The 15,223-nt window shown below is 38.7% G+C and carries 11 protein-coding genes; 8 read left to right on the plus strand and 3 right to left on the minus strand.

Annotation, left to right across the window (positions count from 1 at the left end):
• Positions 1-44 precede the first annotated feature (44 nt).
• A complete protein-coding gene (locus tag NYR60_RS04300) occupies positions 45-1,325 on the plus strand; it encodes an isochorismate synthase (protein WP_279467901.1) in 1,281 nt (426 codons plus the stop codon).
• A 36-nt stretch (positions 1,326-1,361) separates the two neighbouring features.
• Here NYR60_RS04300 and NYR60_RS04305 read toward each other — a convergent pair whose 3' ends face one another.
• Positions 1,362-2,270 carry a lysine exporter LysO family protein gene (locus tag NYR60_RS04305; RefSeq protein WP_279467902.1) on the minus strand — a complete coding sequence of 303 codons (909 nt, stop codon included), beginning with the start codon at positions 2,268-2,270 and terminating at the stop codon, positions 1,362-1,364.
• Positions 2,271-2,376: 106 nt separating this feature from the next.
• Here NYR60_RS04305 and dinB point away from each other — a divergent pair, with 106 nt between their 5' ends.
• Together dinB and htpX are read left to right on the plus strand one after the other, a co-directional pair.
• Positions 2,377-3,447: a DNA polymerase IV gene (dinB, locus tag NYR60_RS04310; protein WP_279467903.1), complete on the plus strand. Its 1,071-nt coding sequence runs from the start codon at positions 2,377-2,379 to the stop codon at positions 3,445-3,447.
• A gap of 84 nt (positions 3,448-3,531) precedes the next feature.
• Positions 3,532-4,401 (plus strand): protease HtpX, encoded by an 870-nt coding sequence (gene htpX / locus NYR60_RS04315; RefSeq protein ID WP_279467904.1) that lies wholly within the window; start codon positions 3,532-3,534, stop codon positions 4,399-4,401.
• Positions 4,402-4,471: 70 nt separating this feature from the next.
• Here the strand turns inward: htpX and NYR60_RS04320 are convergent, their stop codons facing one another.
• Entirely contained in the window at positions 4,472-4,954 is a 483-nt protein-coding gene (locus NYR60_RS04320) for a YqaA family protein (protein WP_279467905.1), read from the minus strand.
• 203 nt (positions 4,955-5,157) lie between these two features.
• On the opposite strand from NYR60_RS04320, the gene focA reads away from it, so the two are divergent.
• The 3 genes from focA (at position 5,158) to pflA (ending at position 9,253) form a co-directional block, all read left to right on the plus strand.
• Positions 5,158-5,982 carry a formate transporter FocA gene (gene focA, locus NYR60_RS04325; RefSeq protein WP_279445097.1) on the plus strand — a complete coding sequence of 275 codons (825 nt, stop codon included), beginning with the start codon at positions 5,158-5,160 and terminating at the stop codon, positions 5,980-5,982.
• A gap of 93 nt (positions 5,983-6,075) precedes the next feature.
• A complete protein-coding gene (gene pflB / locus NYR60_RS04330; protein ID WP_279467906.1) occupies positions 6,076-8,388 on the plus strand; it encodes a formate C-acetyltransferase in 2,313 nt (770 codons plus the stop codon).
• Between the two features lie 127 nt (positions 8,389-8,515).
• The gene (gene pflA, locus NYR60_RS04335) at positions 8,516-9,253 is read left to right on the plus strand and encodes a pyruvate formate lyase 1-activating protein (RefSeq protein ID WP_279467907.1); all 738 of its coding nucleotides are present in this window, start codon (positions 8,516-8,518) and stop codon (positions 9,251-9,253) included.
• 77 nt (positions 9,254-9,330) lie between these two features.
• On the opposite strand, the gene NYR60_RS04340 is transcribed toward pflA, so the two are convergent.
• The gene (locus NYR60_RS04340) at positions 9,331-11,628 is read right to left on the minus strand and encodes a TonB-dependent receptor (RefSeq protein ID WP_279467908.1); all 2,298 of its coding nucleotides are present in this window, start codon (positions 11,626-11,628) and stop codon (positions 9,331-9,333) included.
• A 236-nt stretch (positions 11,629-11,864) separates the two neighbouring features.
• Here NYR60_RS04340 and prlC point away from each other — a divergent pair, with 236 nt between their 5' ends.
• Positions 11,865-13,898 carry an oligopeptidase A gene (gene prlC / locus NYR60_RS04345; protein ID WP_279467909.1) on the plus strand — a complete coding sequence of 678 codons (2,034 nt, stop codon included), beginning with the start codon at positions 11,865-11,867 and terminating at the stop codon, positions 13,896-13,898.
• Positions 13,899-14,020: 122 nt separating this feature from the next.
• A complete protein-coding gene (locus NYR60_RS04350; protein ID WP_279467910.1) occupies positions 14,021-15,178 on the plus strand; it encodes a chorismate mutase in 1,158 nt (385 codons plus the stop codon).
• Positions 15,179-15,223 lie beyond the last annotated feature (45 nt).

The raw sequence follows: 15,223 nt of genomic DNA on the forward strand, positions 1-15,223 counted from the left end.
TAAGTGCTAAAATTTAGCGGTCAAATTCTTCAGAAACTTTGCAAATGTCTATTTTTAATCAATTAAAACAACAACTTAGCAAAAAGCTTACAGAAAATAAAACTCACTTCGGTTTGATTGAGTATCAAGCTAAGGTCGTTTTGTCCGAAGATAATGTTGCGTTATTAAGCTGGTTAAAAGCACAAAATCATTATCCGCACTTTTTTTGGCAAGCGAGAGATACTGATCAGACCATTGCAAGTATCGGAATGGTTCGTTCATTCTCAAATATAAATGATGCCCAACAATTTGTTGAACAAACACAATTTAGATTGGTCGGCGGGATTCAATTTGAAGGCAAGTGCCAATTTATTCTGCCCCGTTTGCAATTAGTCAAAAATCAGCAAAATCTGACCGCTTATTTCTATTTGAATGAAACTGAATTAACCCAACAAGCGGTCATTTTTGAACAATTTTTTGCAAATTTCAGACAAACCTTACCGCTTGAATTAACGGAAAATCATCTCCTTTCACTCACTTCCGTTTACGATTTTGGTAGCTGGCAACAAAATATTGAGCGAGCAATTAGTCACATTCAACAAAACAAATTTAACAAAGTGGTACTGGCAAATGCAAAAACCTTACAATTTGAACAGACTCTGTCCGCTTATGATTTACTTAGTGCTAGTCAAACAACCAATTTAGGTTGTTACCATTTTATTTGGGCAGAAAATGCAGACTCGGCTTTTGTCGGATCAAGCCCTGAACGTTTATATCAACGTCAGCAGCAAACCTTTAAAACCGAAGCACTTGCCGGTACAGCTCCTGTGACAGAAAGTATTGTGCAGACGGAACTTAATGCAGAATGGTTATTAACTGATCCGAAAAATATCTATGAAAATCAGTTAGTTGTAGACGATATTTATAACCAATTAACCGATTGTGTTAGCCAATTGCAAATCAGCAATGCAGAAATTAAACGCTTACATAATGTACAGCATTTACGCCGTAAAATTTCTGCTGTATTAAAACCCAATATTACTGATGCCGATTGTCTTGCTCGGATTCATCCGACTGCAGCGGTTGCCGGTTTACCTCGCCAATCTGCGAAACAATTTATTGCTGAATATGAGCAATTCTCACGCTGTTGGTATGCAGGCACATTAGGTTATTTGCAACCGGACGAGGCGGAATTTTGCGTTGCTTTGCGTTCTGCGCAAATTGAACAAAACTGCATTACTCTCTATGCCGGCGCAGGTATCGTTGAAGAATCGGAACCGCAATCGGAATGGCAAGAAATTGAACGGAAGTCATTGGCATTAGCCAAATTACTAAAAGTGGATTAACAAACAAAAATGGCAGGTATAACCCTGCCATTTGTTTTATCCGGCTAAGCCGATAAATAACGCTAATAATAATGGTGCAACTAAATTCACAATAAAACCGAAGCTGATGGCAAGCGGTACAACCTGAGTACCGCCCGATTTTTGAATGACCGGTAACATACAGTCTAATGATGTCGCTCCACCTAATCCGACTGCGGTAGAAGGAAAGGCTCGCATAAAAAATGGGATTGTAAACAAACAGAAAATCTCACGAGAGAGGTCATTAAAGAAAGCGATACTACCATATATCGGCCCCCAAGCGTCATTCACCAATACGCTAGATAATGAATACCAACCAAATGCCGAGGCAAAAGTTAGCCCTTGTACAATACTTAAATCAAGTACCAAAGCGGCAATAACCCCACCGACAAGACTACTAACAATCATCACTAAAGAAGTATAAATACCTCGTTTGTTAAAAAATACTTCTCGCAGCGGAATCCCACTATTACGTAACTGAATCCCAACGCCGAAGATCATTACTTCTAGCACATAAGTACTGGCATGTAATGGGAAATCTAATGTGCCTTTGCTCACAAAACCAATGACTCCGCCGGCAATGGTAGTGCCGATTAATTTAAACGAATCCATTAGCATTACCCAACGAGAAGGGATTTCTTGCGGATTCACTTCCTCACGAACCATCGGTTGCCATTTATCGTAAATCGCTAAACCGATAATATTCGAAAATTGAATAATTAAGCTCAAACCGAGTGCAATCCCACCGATTTGTGGTAATTTGCTGCCAATATCATCTAATTGCCCTAGCGAGATACCCATCACAAATAAAATCAAATATAAACAAATATTTACGACCTGATTAACAACCTGTAATTTGCCTTTACCGACTTTAAATAAATAGCCTAAAAACAAGGGAATCAGCACTATCGCCAAACCATATAACATTTCATCTTCCTTATCATTATGTATTTTTTGAGTTGAAATTTTAACGGTAACCACATAAAATAAAACTGTTTTTATATACAGTTAAGTTATAAGTATTCGAAATCATATGGCAAGGCAACGCAAAATCATTCACATCGATATGGACTGTTTTTATGCTGCGATTGAAATGCGAGAAAATCCGGCATTAATCGGTAAACCTGTTGCCGTTGGAGGTTCCGTTGAAGGTCGAGGCGTATTGACTACTTGTAATTATGAAGCAAGAAAATTCGGTTTACATAGTGCAATGCCAACCGTTCAGGCGTTAAAACGTTGTCCGAATCTGATTCTAGTACCGGTAAATATGCCATTATATAAAGCGGTTTCCGAGCAAATTCATCAAATATTTCGCCGTTATACCAATATCATCGAGCCACTTTCATTAGATGAAGCTTATTTAGATGTGACGGATTGCCAACAATGTTCCGGATCAGCCACTTGGATTGCCCAAGAAATTCGAGCGGCAATTTGGAATGAGTTACATTTAACTGCCTCCGCCGGCATTGCCCCGCTCAAATTTTTGGCAAAAATCGCTTCGGATCAAAACAAGCCTAACGGGCAATTTGTCATTTCTCCGGAAAATATGACCGCTTTTATTTATGATTTGCCACTAAAAAAGATCCCGGGTGTCGGTAAGGTAACCAATGAAAAATTAGCACAACTGGGATTACACACTTGCGGCGATATTCAACAAAGCGATAAAGCCTTTATTTACAAAACCTTTGGTAAATTCGGGCAGCGGTTATGGGACTTCAGCCACGCAACTGATAATCGACAAATTGAAGTGAATCGCCCTCGAAAATCTTTAGCGGTCGAAAATACGCTACCGACTGATATTTGGCATTTAGCACAAGCGGAACAAATTGTTGATGAACTGTTTGATAAACTGGTGTTTCGCCTACAAAGAAATTGGGGTCAGCATTCACCGCAAGAGTTTAAAAAATTAGGCATTAAACTCAAATTCGGCGACTTTACGCAAACTACGTTGGAACGTACGACAGACGGGCTTTCGTTAGAACGCTTTATTGAGTTACTGCAACAAGTTTGGCAACGCACGAATCATCGTTCGGTACGCTTAATCGGGCTTTCGGTGCATTACCCGATAGAAAAAGTTAAAAAACAGTTAAATTTATGGGAATAATTGTTGTCAAACACTTGAATTCTTATAGAATTAACTCTATTTAGTGATTTGTTTTCCCACTCTTTTTTGGAGATTTATTTACTTATGGCAAAAAGAATTGTCTTATTTTTATTAACTAACTTAGCGATTACTTTCGTACTTGGTATTGTGTTAAATATCATTTTCCAAGTGACGGGGATTCAAGGTGGTAGCACCGGTGGCATTTTAGTGATGTCGCTTGTATTCGGTTTCGCTGGTTCTTTAATCTCATTATTTATGTCAAAAAGTATGGCATTACGTTCTGTCGGTGCAGAAGTGATTCAACAGCCTCGCAATCATGCAGAACAATGGTTATTCGATACTGTGCAACGTCAATCGCAACAAGCGAACATTCCAATGCCAGATATTGCCATTTACCACTCTGCCGATGTTAATGCCTTTGCAACCGGTGCAACAAAAAGCAACTCATTAGTCGCGGTAAGTACCGGTTTATTGGATAATATGACTGAAGATGAAGCTGAAGCGGTGGTTGCACATGAAATTGCACACATTGCAAACGGCGATATGGTGACGATGACTTTATTACAAGGCGTATTGAATACCTTTGTAATCTTCTTATCCCGTATCATTTCAACTGCGGCTTCAAGCGGTAAAGATGAAAACGGTAATGCGACTCAAAACACCTTAGTTTTCTGGATTGTGGACATTGCGTTACAAATGATCTTTGGTGTAGTCGCGACCATGATTGCAATGTGGTTCTCTCGTTACCGTGAATACCGTGCGGATGCAGGTTCTGCACAATTAGTCGGCAAAGAGAAAATGATTGCGGCATTACAGCGTTTACAACGCGTACACGAACCGCAAGAAATGCAAGGTTCTCTCGCGGCATTTATGATTAACGGTGTGCGTTCTAAAGAATTATTTATGAGCCACCCACCACTTGAAAAACGTATCGAAGCGTTAAGAAACTTATAATCGACAAGCGGTCTGATTTTGCAAAAAATTGCAAGAACAGACCGCTTTCTTATAGGCATTTATTTAATAGCTAAAACCAAGGTGATATGGCAAACAGTAAGATTAAGTAACGTATAAATTTACCTAAGCAAATAAAGATAAGAGATTGCCATAAATTAAAGCGAAGCCAACCGGCAATACCGCATAGCAGATCACCGATAATCGGCAAACTACTTAATAACAAAGCAAATACCCCATATTTTTCACATAAACGTAATGCCCATCGAGCCGTTTTATGTTTTAAATCTAATGGTTTGGGAATCAATAATCCTATTGCATAAGTAATGGAACTGCCAAGGCTATTACCAATGGTTGCAACACCGAGTAGCCAAAGTATTTGGCTTGAAAATAAACTCGAATCAGTCAAGCGAGTTTGAGTTGCTAGCGTAGTAAATATAATTTCGGAATTGCCCGGCAACACAGTTGCACTCAGAAATGCACTGAGGAACATAGTAACTAACTGATTCTCTGCTGAAAGAAATAAACTAAAAAAGGAAGTGAAATAATCTGTCATACTTATTTTGTAAAATATTTGTTAAATAACCGATCTAGTTATTTTAACAAAAGTTTGAGGTCTGGTTTCAATTTGATCTGCATCAAAATGTACTTTTGATTTACCTCAATATAATGACAATTATGTTTTGAGGGATTGAGGTAACAGGTCTATAATTCTCAACAATTTCTGTAATTTTTCAAATTTATATTTAAGGATTATAAATGTTCTCTCCTGCTGAAATGGCAAAAATCGCTGAAGACGGCGCAGTTTATAAAGCGACTAAACATCAATTATATTCTTTCATCTCCGCAATTTTAGCAGGTGGCTTTATTGGACTTGCATTCGTATTTTATACCACAACCCAAACCGGTGCGGTGGATGTGCCTTGGGGTATGGCGAAATTAGTCGGTGGTACGGTTTTCTCACTTGGTGTAATTTTATGTGTAGTTTTTGGTGCTGAACTTTTTACTTCATCCACTTTAACCGCTGTGGCTAAAGCGACACATCGAATCACTTGGTTCCAAATGTTTAAAAACTGGTGCATTGTGTACGGTGGTAATTTTATCGGCGGTCTAAGTGTAGTGGTATTAATTTGGCTCTCAGGTCAAATTATGGCGGCAAACGGTCAATGGGGTTTAACCATTCTTAAAACAGCACAACATAAAATTCACCATACTTGGATAGAAGCCTTTACCCTCGGTATTTTATGTAACATGATGGTTTGTCTTGCAGTATGGATGGCAAATGCCGGTAAAAGCCTAACGGATAAAGCGTTTATTATGATTATGCCGATTGCATTATTCGTGTCATCAGGTTTCGAGCACTGTGTTGCCAATATGTTTATGATTCCGATGGGAATGATGATTTCACATTTTGCATCACCTGAATTTTGGACAGCGATTAATGTTGATCCGGCACAATTTGCAGATTTAGATTTATATCATTTCGTTGTGAAAAATTTAATTCCGGTTACTTTAGGTAATATTGTCGGCGGTGTATTTTTCATTGGGTTAGTGCAATGGTTCTTATATATCCGTAAGCACTAAGATAATTTCAATTTAGGCGGTTTAATTTAGGCAAATTTCTGCAAAAAATAACCGCTTGTAAAACTTAATTTACTAACAAATAGAGGACTTAAAATGACTCAACTAACTGAAGCTCAACAAAAAGCATGGGCAGGGTTTACTGGTGGCGACTGGCAAACTGAAGTAAACGTACGTGATTTTATCCAAAAAAACTATACTCCATATGAAGGCGATGAGTCTTTCTTAGCTGGCGCAACAGCTGCGACAACTAAGTTATGGGAAGAAGTAATGGAAAAAATCAAAGTTGAGAACAAAACTCACGAACCGTACGATATTGATTGCGACATTCCATCAACGATTACTTCTCATAAAGCAGGTTATATCGATCAAGCTTTAGAGAAAATCGTAGGTCTTCAAACTGATGCACCATTAAAACGTGCGATCATCCCATTTGGCGGTATCAAAATGGTTAAAGGTTCTTGTGATGTTTATCGCCGTACCTTAAACCCTGAAGTAGAAAAAATCTTTACTGAATATCGTAAAACACATAACCAAGGTGTATTCGATGTTTATACTCCGGACATTTTACGTTGCCGTAAATCAGGTGTAATTACCGGTCTTCCAGATGCTTACGGTCGTGGTCGTATTATCGGTGACTACCGTCGTTTAGCAGTATACGGTGCGGATTTCTTAATGAAAGACAAGCAAAAACAATTTGCTTCATTACAACCTCGTTTAGAAGCGGGTGAAGATATCCAAGCAACAATCCAATTACGTGAAGAAATCGCAGAACAATACCGTGCATTAGGTCAAATCAAACAAATGGCTGCATCATACGGTTTTGACGTTTCTCGTCCGGCTGAAACTGCACAAGAAGCGGTTCAATGGACTTACTTCGCATACCTTGCTGCAGTTAAATCACAAAACGGTGCGGCAATGTCATTCGGTCGTGTATCTTCATTCTTAGATATCTATATCGAACGTGACTTAAAAGCAGGTAAAATCACAGAAGAAGAAGCACAAGAGTTAATCGACCATTTAGTAATGAAATTACGTATGGTTCGTTTCTTACGTACACCTGAATACGATCAATTATTCTCAGGCGACCCAATGTGGGCAACCGAAACTTTAGCAGGTATGGGCTTAGACGGTCGTACATTAGTAACCAAAAACAGCTTCCGTATCTTAAATACTCTTTACACAATGGGTCCATCACCAGAACCAAACTTAACTATCCTTTGGTCTGAACAATTACCGGACGGCTTCAAACGTTATTGTGCAAAAGTATCTATTGATACTTCATCAGTACAATACGAAAATGATGACTTAATGCGTCCTGACTTTGATAACGATGACTATGCAATCGCATGTTGCGTATCTCCGATGGTTGTCGGTAAACAAATGCAATTCTTCGGTGCACGTGCAAACTTAGCGAAAACAATGTTATACGCAATCAACGGCGGTATCGATGAGAAATCTGGTGCACAAGTTGGCCCGAAAACTGCTCCAATTACAGACGAATACTTAAACTTCGACGATGTAATGGCTCGTATGGATCACTTTATGGATTGGTTAGCAACACAATATGTGACTGCATTAAATATCATCCACTTCATGCATGATAAATACAGCTACGAAGCGGCATTAATGGCATTCCACGATCGTGATGTATTCCGTACAATGGCGTGTGGTATCGCAGGTCTTTCTGTTGCGGCAGACTCATTATCTGCAATCAAATATGCAAAAGTTAAACCGGTTCGTGGCGACATTAAAGATAAAGACGGTAACGTAGTGGCTTCAAATGTAGCGTTAGACTTTGAAATCGAAGGCGAATATCCGCAATTTGGTAACAACGATAACCGTGTAGACGAAATCGCTTGTGACTTAGTTGAACGTTTCATGAAAAAAATTCAAACGCACAAAACTTACCGCAATGCGACACCAACACAATCAGTACTTACTATCACTTCTAACGTGGTTTACGGTAAAAAAACGGGTAATACACCTGATGGTCGTCGTGCTGGTGCTCCATTTGGTCCGGGTGCGAACCCAATGCACGGTCGTGACCAAAAAGGTGCGGTTGCATCATTAACTTCTGTTGCAAAACTTCCGTTTGCTTATGCAAAAGACGGTATTTCATATACCTTCTCAATCGTACCAAACGCATTAGGTAAAGATTACGAAGCACAAAAACGTAACCTTGCAGGCTTAATGGACGGTTACTTCCACCACGAAGCAACTGTTGAAGGTGGTCAGCACTTAAACGTAAACGTATTAAACCGTGAAACATTATTAGATGCGGTTGAGCATCCGGAAAAATACCCACAATTAACTATTCGTGTATCCGGTTATGCAGTACGTTTCAACTCTTTAACTAAAGAGCAACAAATGGACGTAATTACACGTACATTTACTGAATCAATGTAATCTCTTATATTGTGTTCTTTTCAAGCGGTCAGATTTTGCAAAATTTTTGCGGAATCTGACCGCTTCTTTATTGATATTCTGTTAAAATATAATAATAAATCTATATTTAATCTCGAAGGAATCATATATGTCTATTGCACGTTATCACTCTTACGAATCTTGCGGCACGGTAGATGGTCCGGGGATTCGTTTTATTCTTTTCTTGCAAGGCTGCTTAATGCGTTGTAAATATTGTCATAACCGCGATACGTGGGATCTTGACGGTGGTAAACAAATCAGTGTCGAAGATCTGATGAAAGAAGTGGTAACCTATAAGCACTTTATGAAAGCGACCGGTGGTGGCGTGACTGCGTCCGGCGGAGAAGCGGTTCTACAAATGGAATTTGTGCGAGATTGGTTCAGAGCCTGTAAAGCAGAAGGTATCGATACTTGTTTAGATACTAACGGCTTCGTACGTCATTACAGCCCCGTAGTCGATGAAATGCTTGAAGTGACCGATTTAGTGATGCTCGACTTAAAGCAGCTAAATGATGAAATCCACCAAGATTTAATCGGTGTATCGAATAAACGTACGCTTGATTTTGCTCGCTATCTGCAAAAATTAAATAAACGTACTTGGATTCGTTATGTTGTCGTACCAGGTTATACCGATGATGATGATTCCGCACATCGCTTAGGGCAATTTATCCAAGGTATGCAAAATATTGAAAAAGTCGAACTGTTGCCATATCACCGCTTAGGCGCACATAAGTGGGAAACACTTGGTTATAAATATGAATTGGACGGTGTATTACCGCCAACAAAAGAAGATCTTGAGCGTATTCAAAAAATTATTGAAAGCTACGGACATACTGTAAAATTCTAACCCCATAACATAAGAATAAAAAAATCCCCAAGGTACGATTAAATACTTTGGGGATTTTATTTATTCTAAAAGTTTTATTAGAAAGTTACATTCATACCAAGCATCGCATTTCTACCCATTTGTGGAATATGAGGTAAATAAGACACGTGCTGATGAATTTTTTGATTTAATAAGTTATCTACTTTTAAGAACACTTGATATTCCGACTGATTCAACATCTTATTGTAAGTTAACCCAACATTCACTTGATGAGAACCAGGTGTTGCTTTTTCATATTTCGACACTTTATTCTGAGTAAACACTCGATAATACTCTAACATTCCCGACCAATTCTGATTGAAATCAGCATTAAATCTTGCCCCTAAACGTAATGGTGGCACACGTGGTGCTGAAATATCAGGTTGGGCTTCCCATCCTGAAACCTGACCTCTTCTTGCACCAAAAATGTAATAGCCTTTTGGAATATCAGGCAGATCGGTTAATTTACCACGAACATAATCACCAAATACGGCAAGACGATAGTTCGGCGTAAAGAGATAACCAATCTCGCCTTCTACCCCACTAAAACGTGCTTTCCCTTGGTAATAACGGTTTACTTTTAAATTATATTCATCAGTCAAAGATTTAGGACCACGATTATCATTCAAAGTAAGTGGATAAATATAATTATCGTAATGAGTATGATACACATTAAATTTGTAATCCCACTTCTCTCCCATATAAGCTAAAGCTAACTCAATATGATTTGAACGCTCTTTATTTAGGTTTTTATTACCGGCTTCAAAAGCATTGAGTGCAATATGTTTACCGTGTGCATAGAGTTCTTGAGCATTTGGTAAACGTTCCTGATGAGAAGTATTTAAAGTCAGTTTATAATCCGGAGCAAAAAACCAATTGGTCGCAAAACCATAAGAGTAACCGGTTTCCTTATGCGGTTCCAAATTTGGCATTGGTGTATTAAAGCCTAACCATTGATCGATTAACTTAACATCATAATCCATTGAAATTTTCTGATGCTCAACACGGCTACTGACTTCAAATGAAAAATCACCGAGATTTAAACGTTCAATACCAAATACACTAAATTGCTTAGTTTTTGGATTATTTAATAACTGTTGCTTATTCACGACACGTGCTGCTTCTAATGATAAAGCACTCGTCTGTAAATGAGAATATTGCGCTCCAATCGCCCCCTTTAGCCCATTCCATTCTGAATGAACTAATTCAAGACGTAGATTTTTTCCTTTATTTTTAAAGTAATTTTCTATTCTATTACCATCTTTTTCATCATGAAAATAATCGACATAATTCGCTGTAACTTTGAGCGATTCAATCCCCTTTGTCGGATTTTTTAATTCCCCATCAAGATCGTATCGTTTGGAATGCATATCAATCCAAGGCTTACCATGTGGGTGATCTTGCATGCCATACTGAGAACCGCCAGGAATATGTGAGTGATCTAAACGAAGCCCTGGATTGTTATAATCAATGTCGCTTTCTTCCGCTAAATGCGGATAAAAACGTAAATAGCCTTTCCCAAACATCACGCCTTGGCGAATAATGCTAATCGTATAATGATCGTATTGATGCGTATGCCCTACTAAACCGTATTTATTACGTTGATCCGTATAAGCCAAACCTAAATGTCCTTTCTCTCCAATCCAAGAAAGCCCGACTGTGCCTGATTGAGATTGAAGATCACTATCCGGTACTCGATGATAAGGCTTACCTTCAATAGTAAACTTCGGTGCATAATATTCAGAAGCTTTGTTATATAATCCTTGTAAGCGTAAGGCAAAATTATTACCTAATGCAAAAGTAGATCCTGCATAAGTTAAACTTTCTTTATTCGCAGAACTAAAACGTACGCCGGCCTGTCCCTCATACCCTTTTTCTGGTAATGCACTTGGAATTTTCTCATCAACGACATTAATTACTCCGGCATTATTTCCCGCACTATACAGTAATGTCGTAGGCCCACGTAAAATTTCAATACGTTTTGCGAGCAAAGAATCTACGGTTACTGAATGATCGGGAGATAATTCCGACATATCAAAGGTTTCACCGTTATTTTGCAGAATTTTCGCACGCTTGCCTTCTTGACCACGAATAATCGGCACACTGGCTCCCCCACCAAATTGACTGGAGTGAATACCTAATTCCCCGGAAAGCGCATTACCTAATGTAGCTCCCCTTTGTTTTAACGTTTTACCGTCAACCATATTTTCATTGATATTTAAGGCATCTCCTAACACATTACCTTTCGTATCCGGTGTATTACCTTCAACAGTAATCATATCCAAACTTTCTTCTGACGCATATCCAATATTTGAAATTAGCAACAATAAACTGAATGCCAAGCTATGTTTTTTCATTATCCCTCCACTTAAAACCATAAAAAAATTATGTCTGTGTAATTTACTGCAAAAAACATAGCACTGCAATATAACCATAAAAAAATTATAGATACTTTTATCCATACTCAGCACATGAAACAAAATTATGTATAAAAATGCCCCAAAAACCTCTCTGCTATTCTGTTTCTATGAAACTTTGGTGTATGATGATAAGACTAAACAACATATTTCAGATAAGAAAAAGGAAATAAATAATGTCTAATCCTCTTTTAAATTACACCGGTTTACCTGCATTTTCACAAATCAAACCGGAGCATATCCAACCTGCAGTAGAAGCCGTCATTAAAGAATGTCGTGATACGATTGAACAAGTTGCCCAAATTGAAAATCCGACTTGGGAAAATTTCTATATGCCACAAGCGATTGCTGGTGATAAATTTTCTCGTGCGTGGTCGCCTGTCGGTCATTTAAACGGCGTGAAAAACTCATCGGAATTACGTGAAGCTTATCAAGCTTGTTTACCACTACTTTCGGAATACAGCACTTGGGCGGGACAACACCAAGGCTTATATCAAGGCTACGTAAAACTTAAAAATTCACCGGAGTTTGAGAACTATTCGCTTGCACAGAAAAAAGCGATTGAAAACAGCCTACGTGATTTCGAACTTTCAGGAATTTCGTTACCAGCGGATAAACAAAAACGTTATGGCGAAGTGTCTGCCCGTTTATCTGAACTCAGCTCGCAATTCAGTAATAATGTCCTTGATGCCACAATGGGCTGGGATATTGTGATCACGGATGAAGCTCAATTAAAAGGTTTACCTGAATCTGCCTTAGAAGCAGCAAAACTTTCTGCAGAAAGCAAAGGTAAAAAAGGTTACCGCTTTACTTTAGAATTCCCAAGTTACTATCCGGTACTAACTTACTGCGAAAACCGTGAACTACGAGCAGCAATTTATAAAGAGTATGCAACCCGAGCTTCTGATCAAGGCTCAAATGCAGGCAAATGGGATAACTCGGCAAATATTGATGAGAAACTCAAATTACGCTTAGAAATGGCACAATTATTAGGTTTTGCAACCTATGCGGATCTTTCTTTAGCAACGAAAATGGCGGAAAATCCGCAACAAGTTGTCGATTTCTTAGAAGATTTAGCCAAACGTTCAAAAGCACAAGGTGAAAAAGAATTAGCGGAATTACACGCATTTGTGGAACAAGAATACGGCGTAACCGAACTTCAGCCGTGGGATATTGCATTTTATAGTGAAAAGCAAAAACAAGCATTATATGCAATCAATGATGAAGAACTTCGCCCTTATTTCCCGGAAGATCGTGTACTTTCAGGCTTATTTGAACTAATGAAACGTATTTTCGGCTTACGTATCGAAGAAAAATTCGGTATTGATACTTGGCACGAAGACGTGCGTTTCTTCCAAATTTACGATGAGCAAAACGAAGAACGTGGTTCATTCTATTTAGATTTATACGCACGTGAAAATAAACGTGGCGGTGCGTGGATGGACGATTGTATCAACCAAAAACGTTTAGCAGACGGTTCGCTACAAAAACCGGTTGCATACTTAACTTGTAACTTTAATAAACCGATTGGCGACAAACCGGCTCTGTTTACGCATGACGAAGTTACCACCTTATTCCATGAGTTTGGCCACTGTATCCACCATATGCTCACCCAAATTGATGTCGGCGATGTTGCCGGGATCAACGGTGTACCGTGGGATGCAGTGGAATTACCGAGCCAATTCTTAGAAAACTGGTGTTGGGAAGCAGAAGCGCTTGAATTTATTTCAGGGCATTATCAAACCGGCGAACCGTTACCGAAAGATAAATTAACTCAGTTACTCAAAGCGAAAAACTTTCAAGCAGCAATGTTTGTGCTAAGACAATTAGAGTTCGGTTTATTCGATTTCCGCTTGCATTTAGCACAACCTCGTGAAAGCTTAGTTTTAGATACATTAAAAGCGGTAAAAGCGGATGTTGCCGTGATTCGCACACCAGAATGGGTACGTACGCCGCATAGCTTTAGCCATATTTTCGCAGGTGGCTATGCAGCAGGTTATTACAGTTACTTATGGGCGGAAGTATTATCGGCGGATGCCTTTGCAAAATTTGAAGAGGATGGTATTTTCAACCGAGCTACCGGTCAGTCTTATTTAGATAATATTCTGACTCGTGGCGGTTCGGAAGAACCAATGGTATTGTTTGAACGTTTCCGTGGCCGTAAGCCAACCTTAGACGCATTATTACGCCATAAAGGTATTGCGAACTAACCCCGCTCTATTCTTACAAGCGGTCAAATTTGCAAAAAATCTTGCAAATTTGACCGCTTGTCTTTTTTTTATCGACTAAATCGCTATAATCTTGATAAATCAAATAATTAAGAGAAAACACGATGTCATTAGATTTATCCAATATCCGCCAGCAAATTACCCAACTTGATCGCCATTTACTGAAATTACTTGCCGAACGTCATCGTCTCGCTTTTGATGTGGTACGTAGCAAAGAAATTACTCAAAAGCCGCTACGCGATATCGAACGAGAAAAAGAGCTATTACAAGCACTAGTGAGCTATGCCGAAGCAGAAAATTATCAATTAGATCCACAATATGTCACACAAATTTTCCAACGCATTATCGAAGATTCCGTGCTGACTCAGCAAAATTATCTGCAAAATAAATTAAATGAGCAAAAAGAACAAAATGTCTCGATTGCCTTTTTAGGTATGCGTGGTTCTTATTCCAATATGGCATCTCGTCAATTTGCGAAAAAATATCAAGGTTCTTTAATCGAATTGAGTTGTGATTCGTTCCAACAAGTGTTTGATAAAGTGAGTGAAGGTGAAGCCGAATTTGGCGTGCTTCCACTTGAAAACACCACCTCAGGTTCAATCAATGATGTATATGATTTACTACAACACACTGATTTAGCAGTGGTTGGTGAACTGGCTTACCCGATCAAACATTGTGTATTGGCAAACGGTAATATTGATCTTGCTGAAATTGATACCTTGTATAGTCACCCTCAAGTGATCCAACAATGCAGTCAATTTATTCAACGTCTAAATAAAGTTCATATTAAATATTGTGAAAGTAGCTCGCACGCAATGCAGATGGTTGCCCGCTTGAATAAGCCGAATATTGTCGCATTAGGTAATGAGGACGGTGGTAAACTTTACGGTTTAACTAATATCAAAACTGATATTGCCAACCAACAAAACAATATCACACGCTTTATTGTAGTCGCAAAACAAGCGATTAACGTTTCGCCACAGCTACAAACTAAAACATTGTTACTGATGACCACTTCACAACAAGCCGGTGCGTTAGTAGACGCTTTGATGGTATTCAAACAGCATCAAATTCGTATGACCAAATTAGAATCTCGCCCGATTTACGGTAAGCCTTGGGAAGAAATGTTCTATGTAGAATTACAAACGAATATTCATTCCGAAAATACTCAACAAGCGTTAACCGCATTAGAAAGCGTAACCAGCTATGTCAAAGTATTAGGTTGCTACCCTAGCGAAATCATCGAGCCGGTAAAACTCTAACAAGCGGTTAAATTTTAAGATTTTTATGCAAAAATGCCCAATAAG

This window comes from Actinobacillus genomosp. 2, assembly GCF_029773605.1.
Taxonomy (GTDB): domain Bacteria; phylum Pseudomonadota; class Gammaproteobacteria; order Enterobacterales; family Pasteurellaceae; genus Actinobacillus.

Coding starts and splice junctions, on each gene's coding strand:
- NYR60_RS04340 (WP_279467908.1), bottom strand. CDS start 11,628: ATGAAAAAACATAGCTTGGCATTCAGTTTATTGTTGCTAATTTCAAAT.
- NYR60_RS04350 (WP_279467910.1), top strand. CDS start 14,021: ATGTCATTAGATTTATCCAATATCCGCCAGCAAATTACCCAACTTGAT.
- NYR60_RS04320 (WP_279467905.1), bottom strand. CDS start 4,954: ATGACAGATTATTTCACTTCCTTTTTTAGTTTATTTCTTTCAGCAGAG.
- NYR60_RS04305 (WP_279467902.1), bottom strand. CDS start 2,270: ATGTTATATGGTTTGGCGATAGTGCTGATTCCCTTGTTTTTAGGCTAT.
- prlC (WP_279467909.1), top strand. CDS start 11,865: ATGTCTAATCCTCTTTTAAATTACACCGGTTTACCTGCATTTTCACAA.
- dinB (WP_279467903.1), top strand. CDS start 2,377: ATGGCAAGGCAACGCAAAATCATTCACATCGATATGGACTGTTTTTAT.
- pflA (WP_279467907.1), top strand. CDS start 8,516: ATGTCTATTGCACGTTATCACTCTTACGAATCTTGCGGCACGGTAGAT.
- NYR60_RS04300 (WP_279467901.1), top strand. CDS start 45: ATGTCTATTTTTAATCAATTAAAACAACAACTTAGCAAAAAGCTTACA.
- focA (WP_279445097.1), top strand. CDS start 5,158: ATGTTCTCTCCTGCTGAAATGGCAAAAATCGCTGAAGACGGCGCAGTT.
- pflB (WP_279467906.1), top strand. CDS start 6,076: ATGACTCAACTAACTGAAGCTCAACAAAAAGCATGGGCAGGGTTTACT.
- htpX (WP_279467904.1), top strand. CDS start 3,532: ATGGCAAAAAGAATTGTCTTATTTTTATTAACTAACTTAGCGATTACT.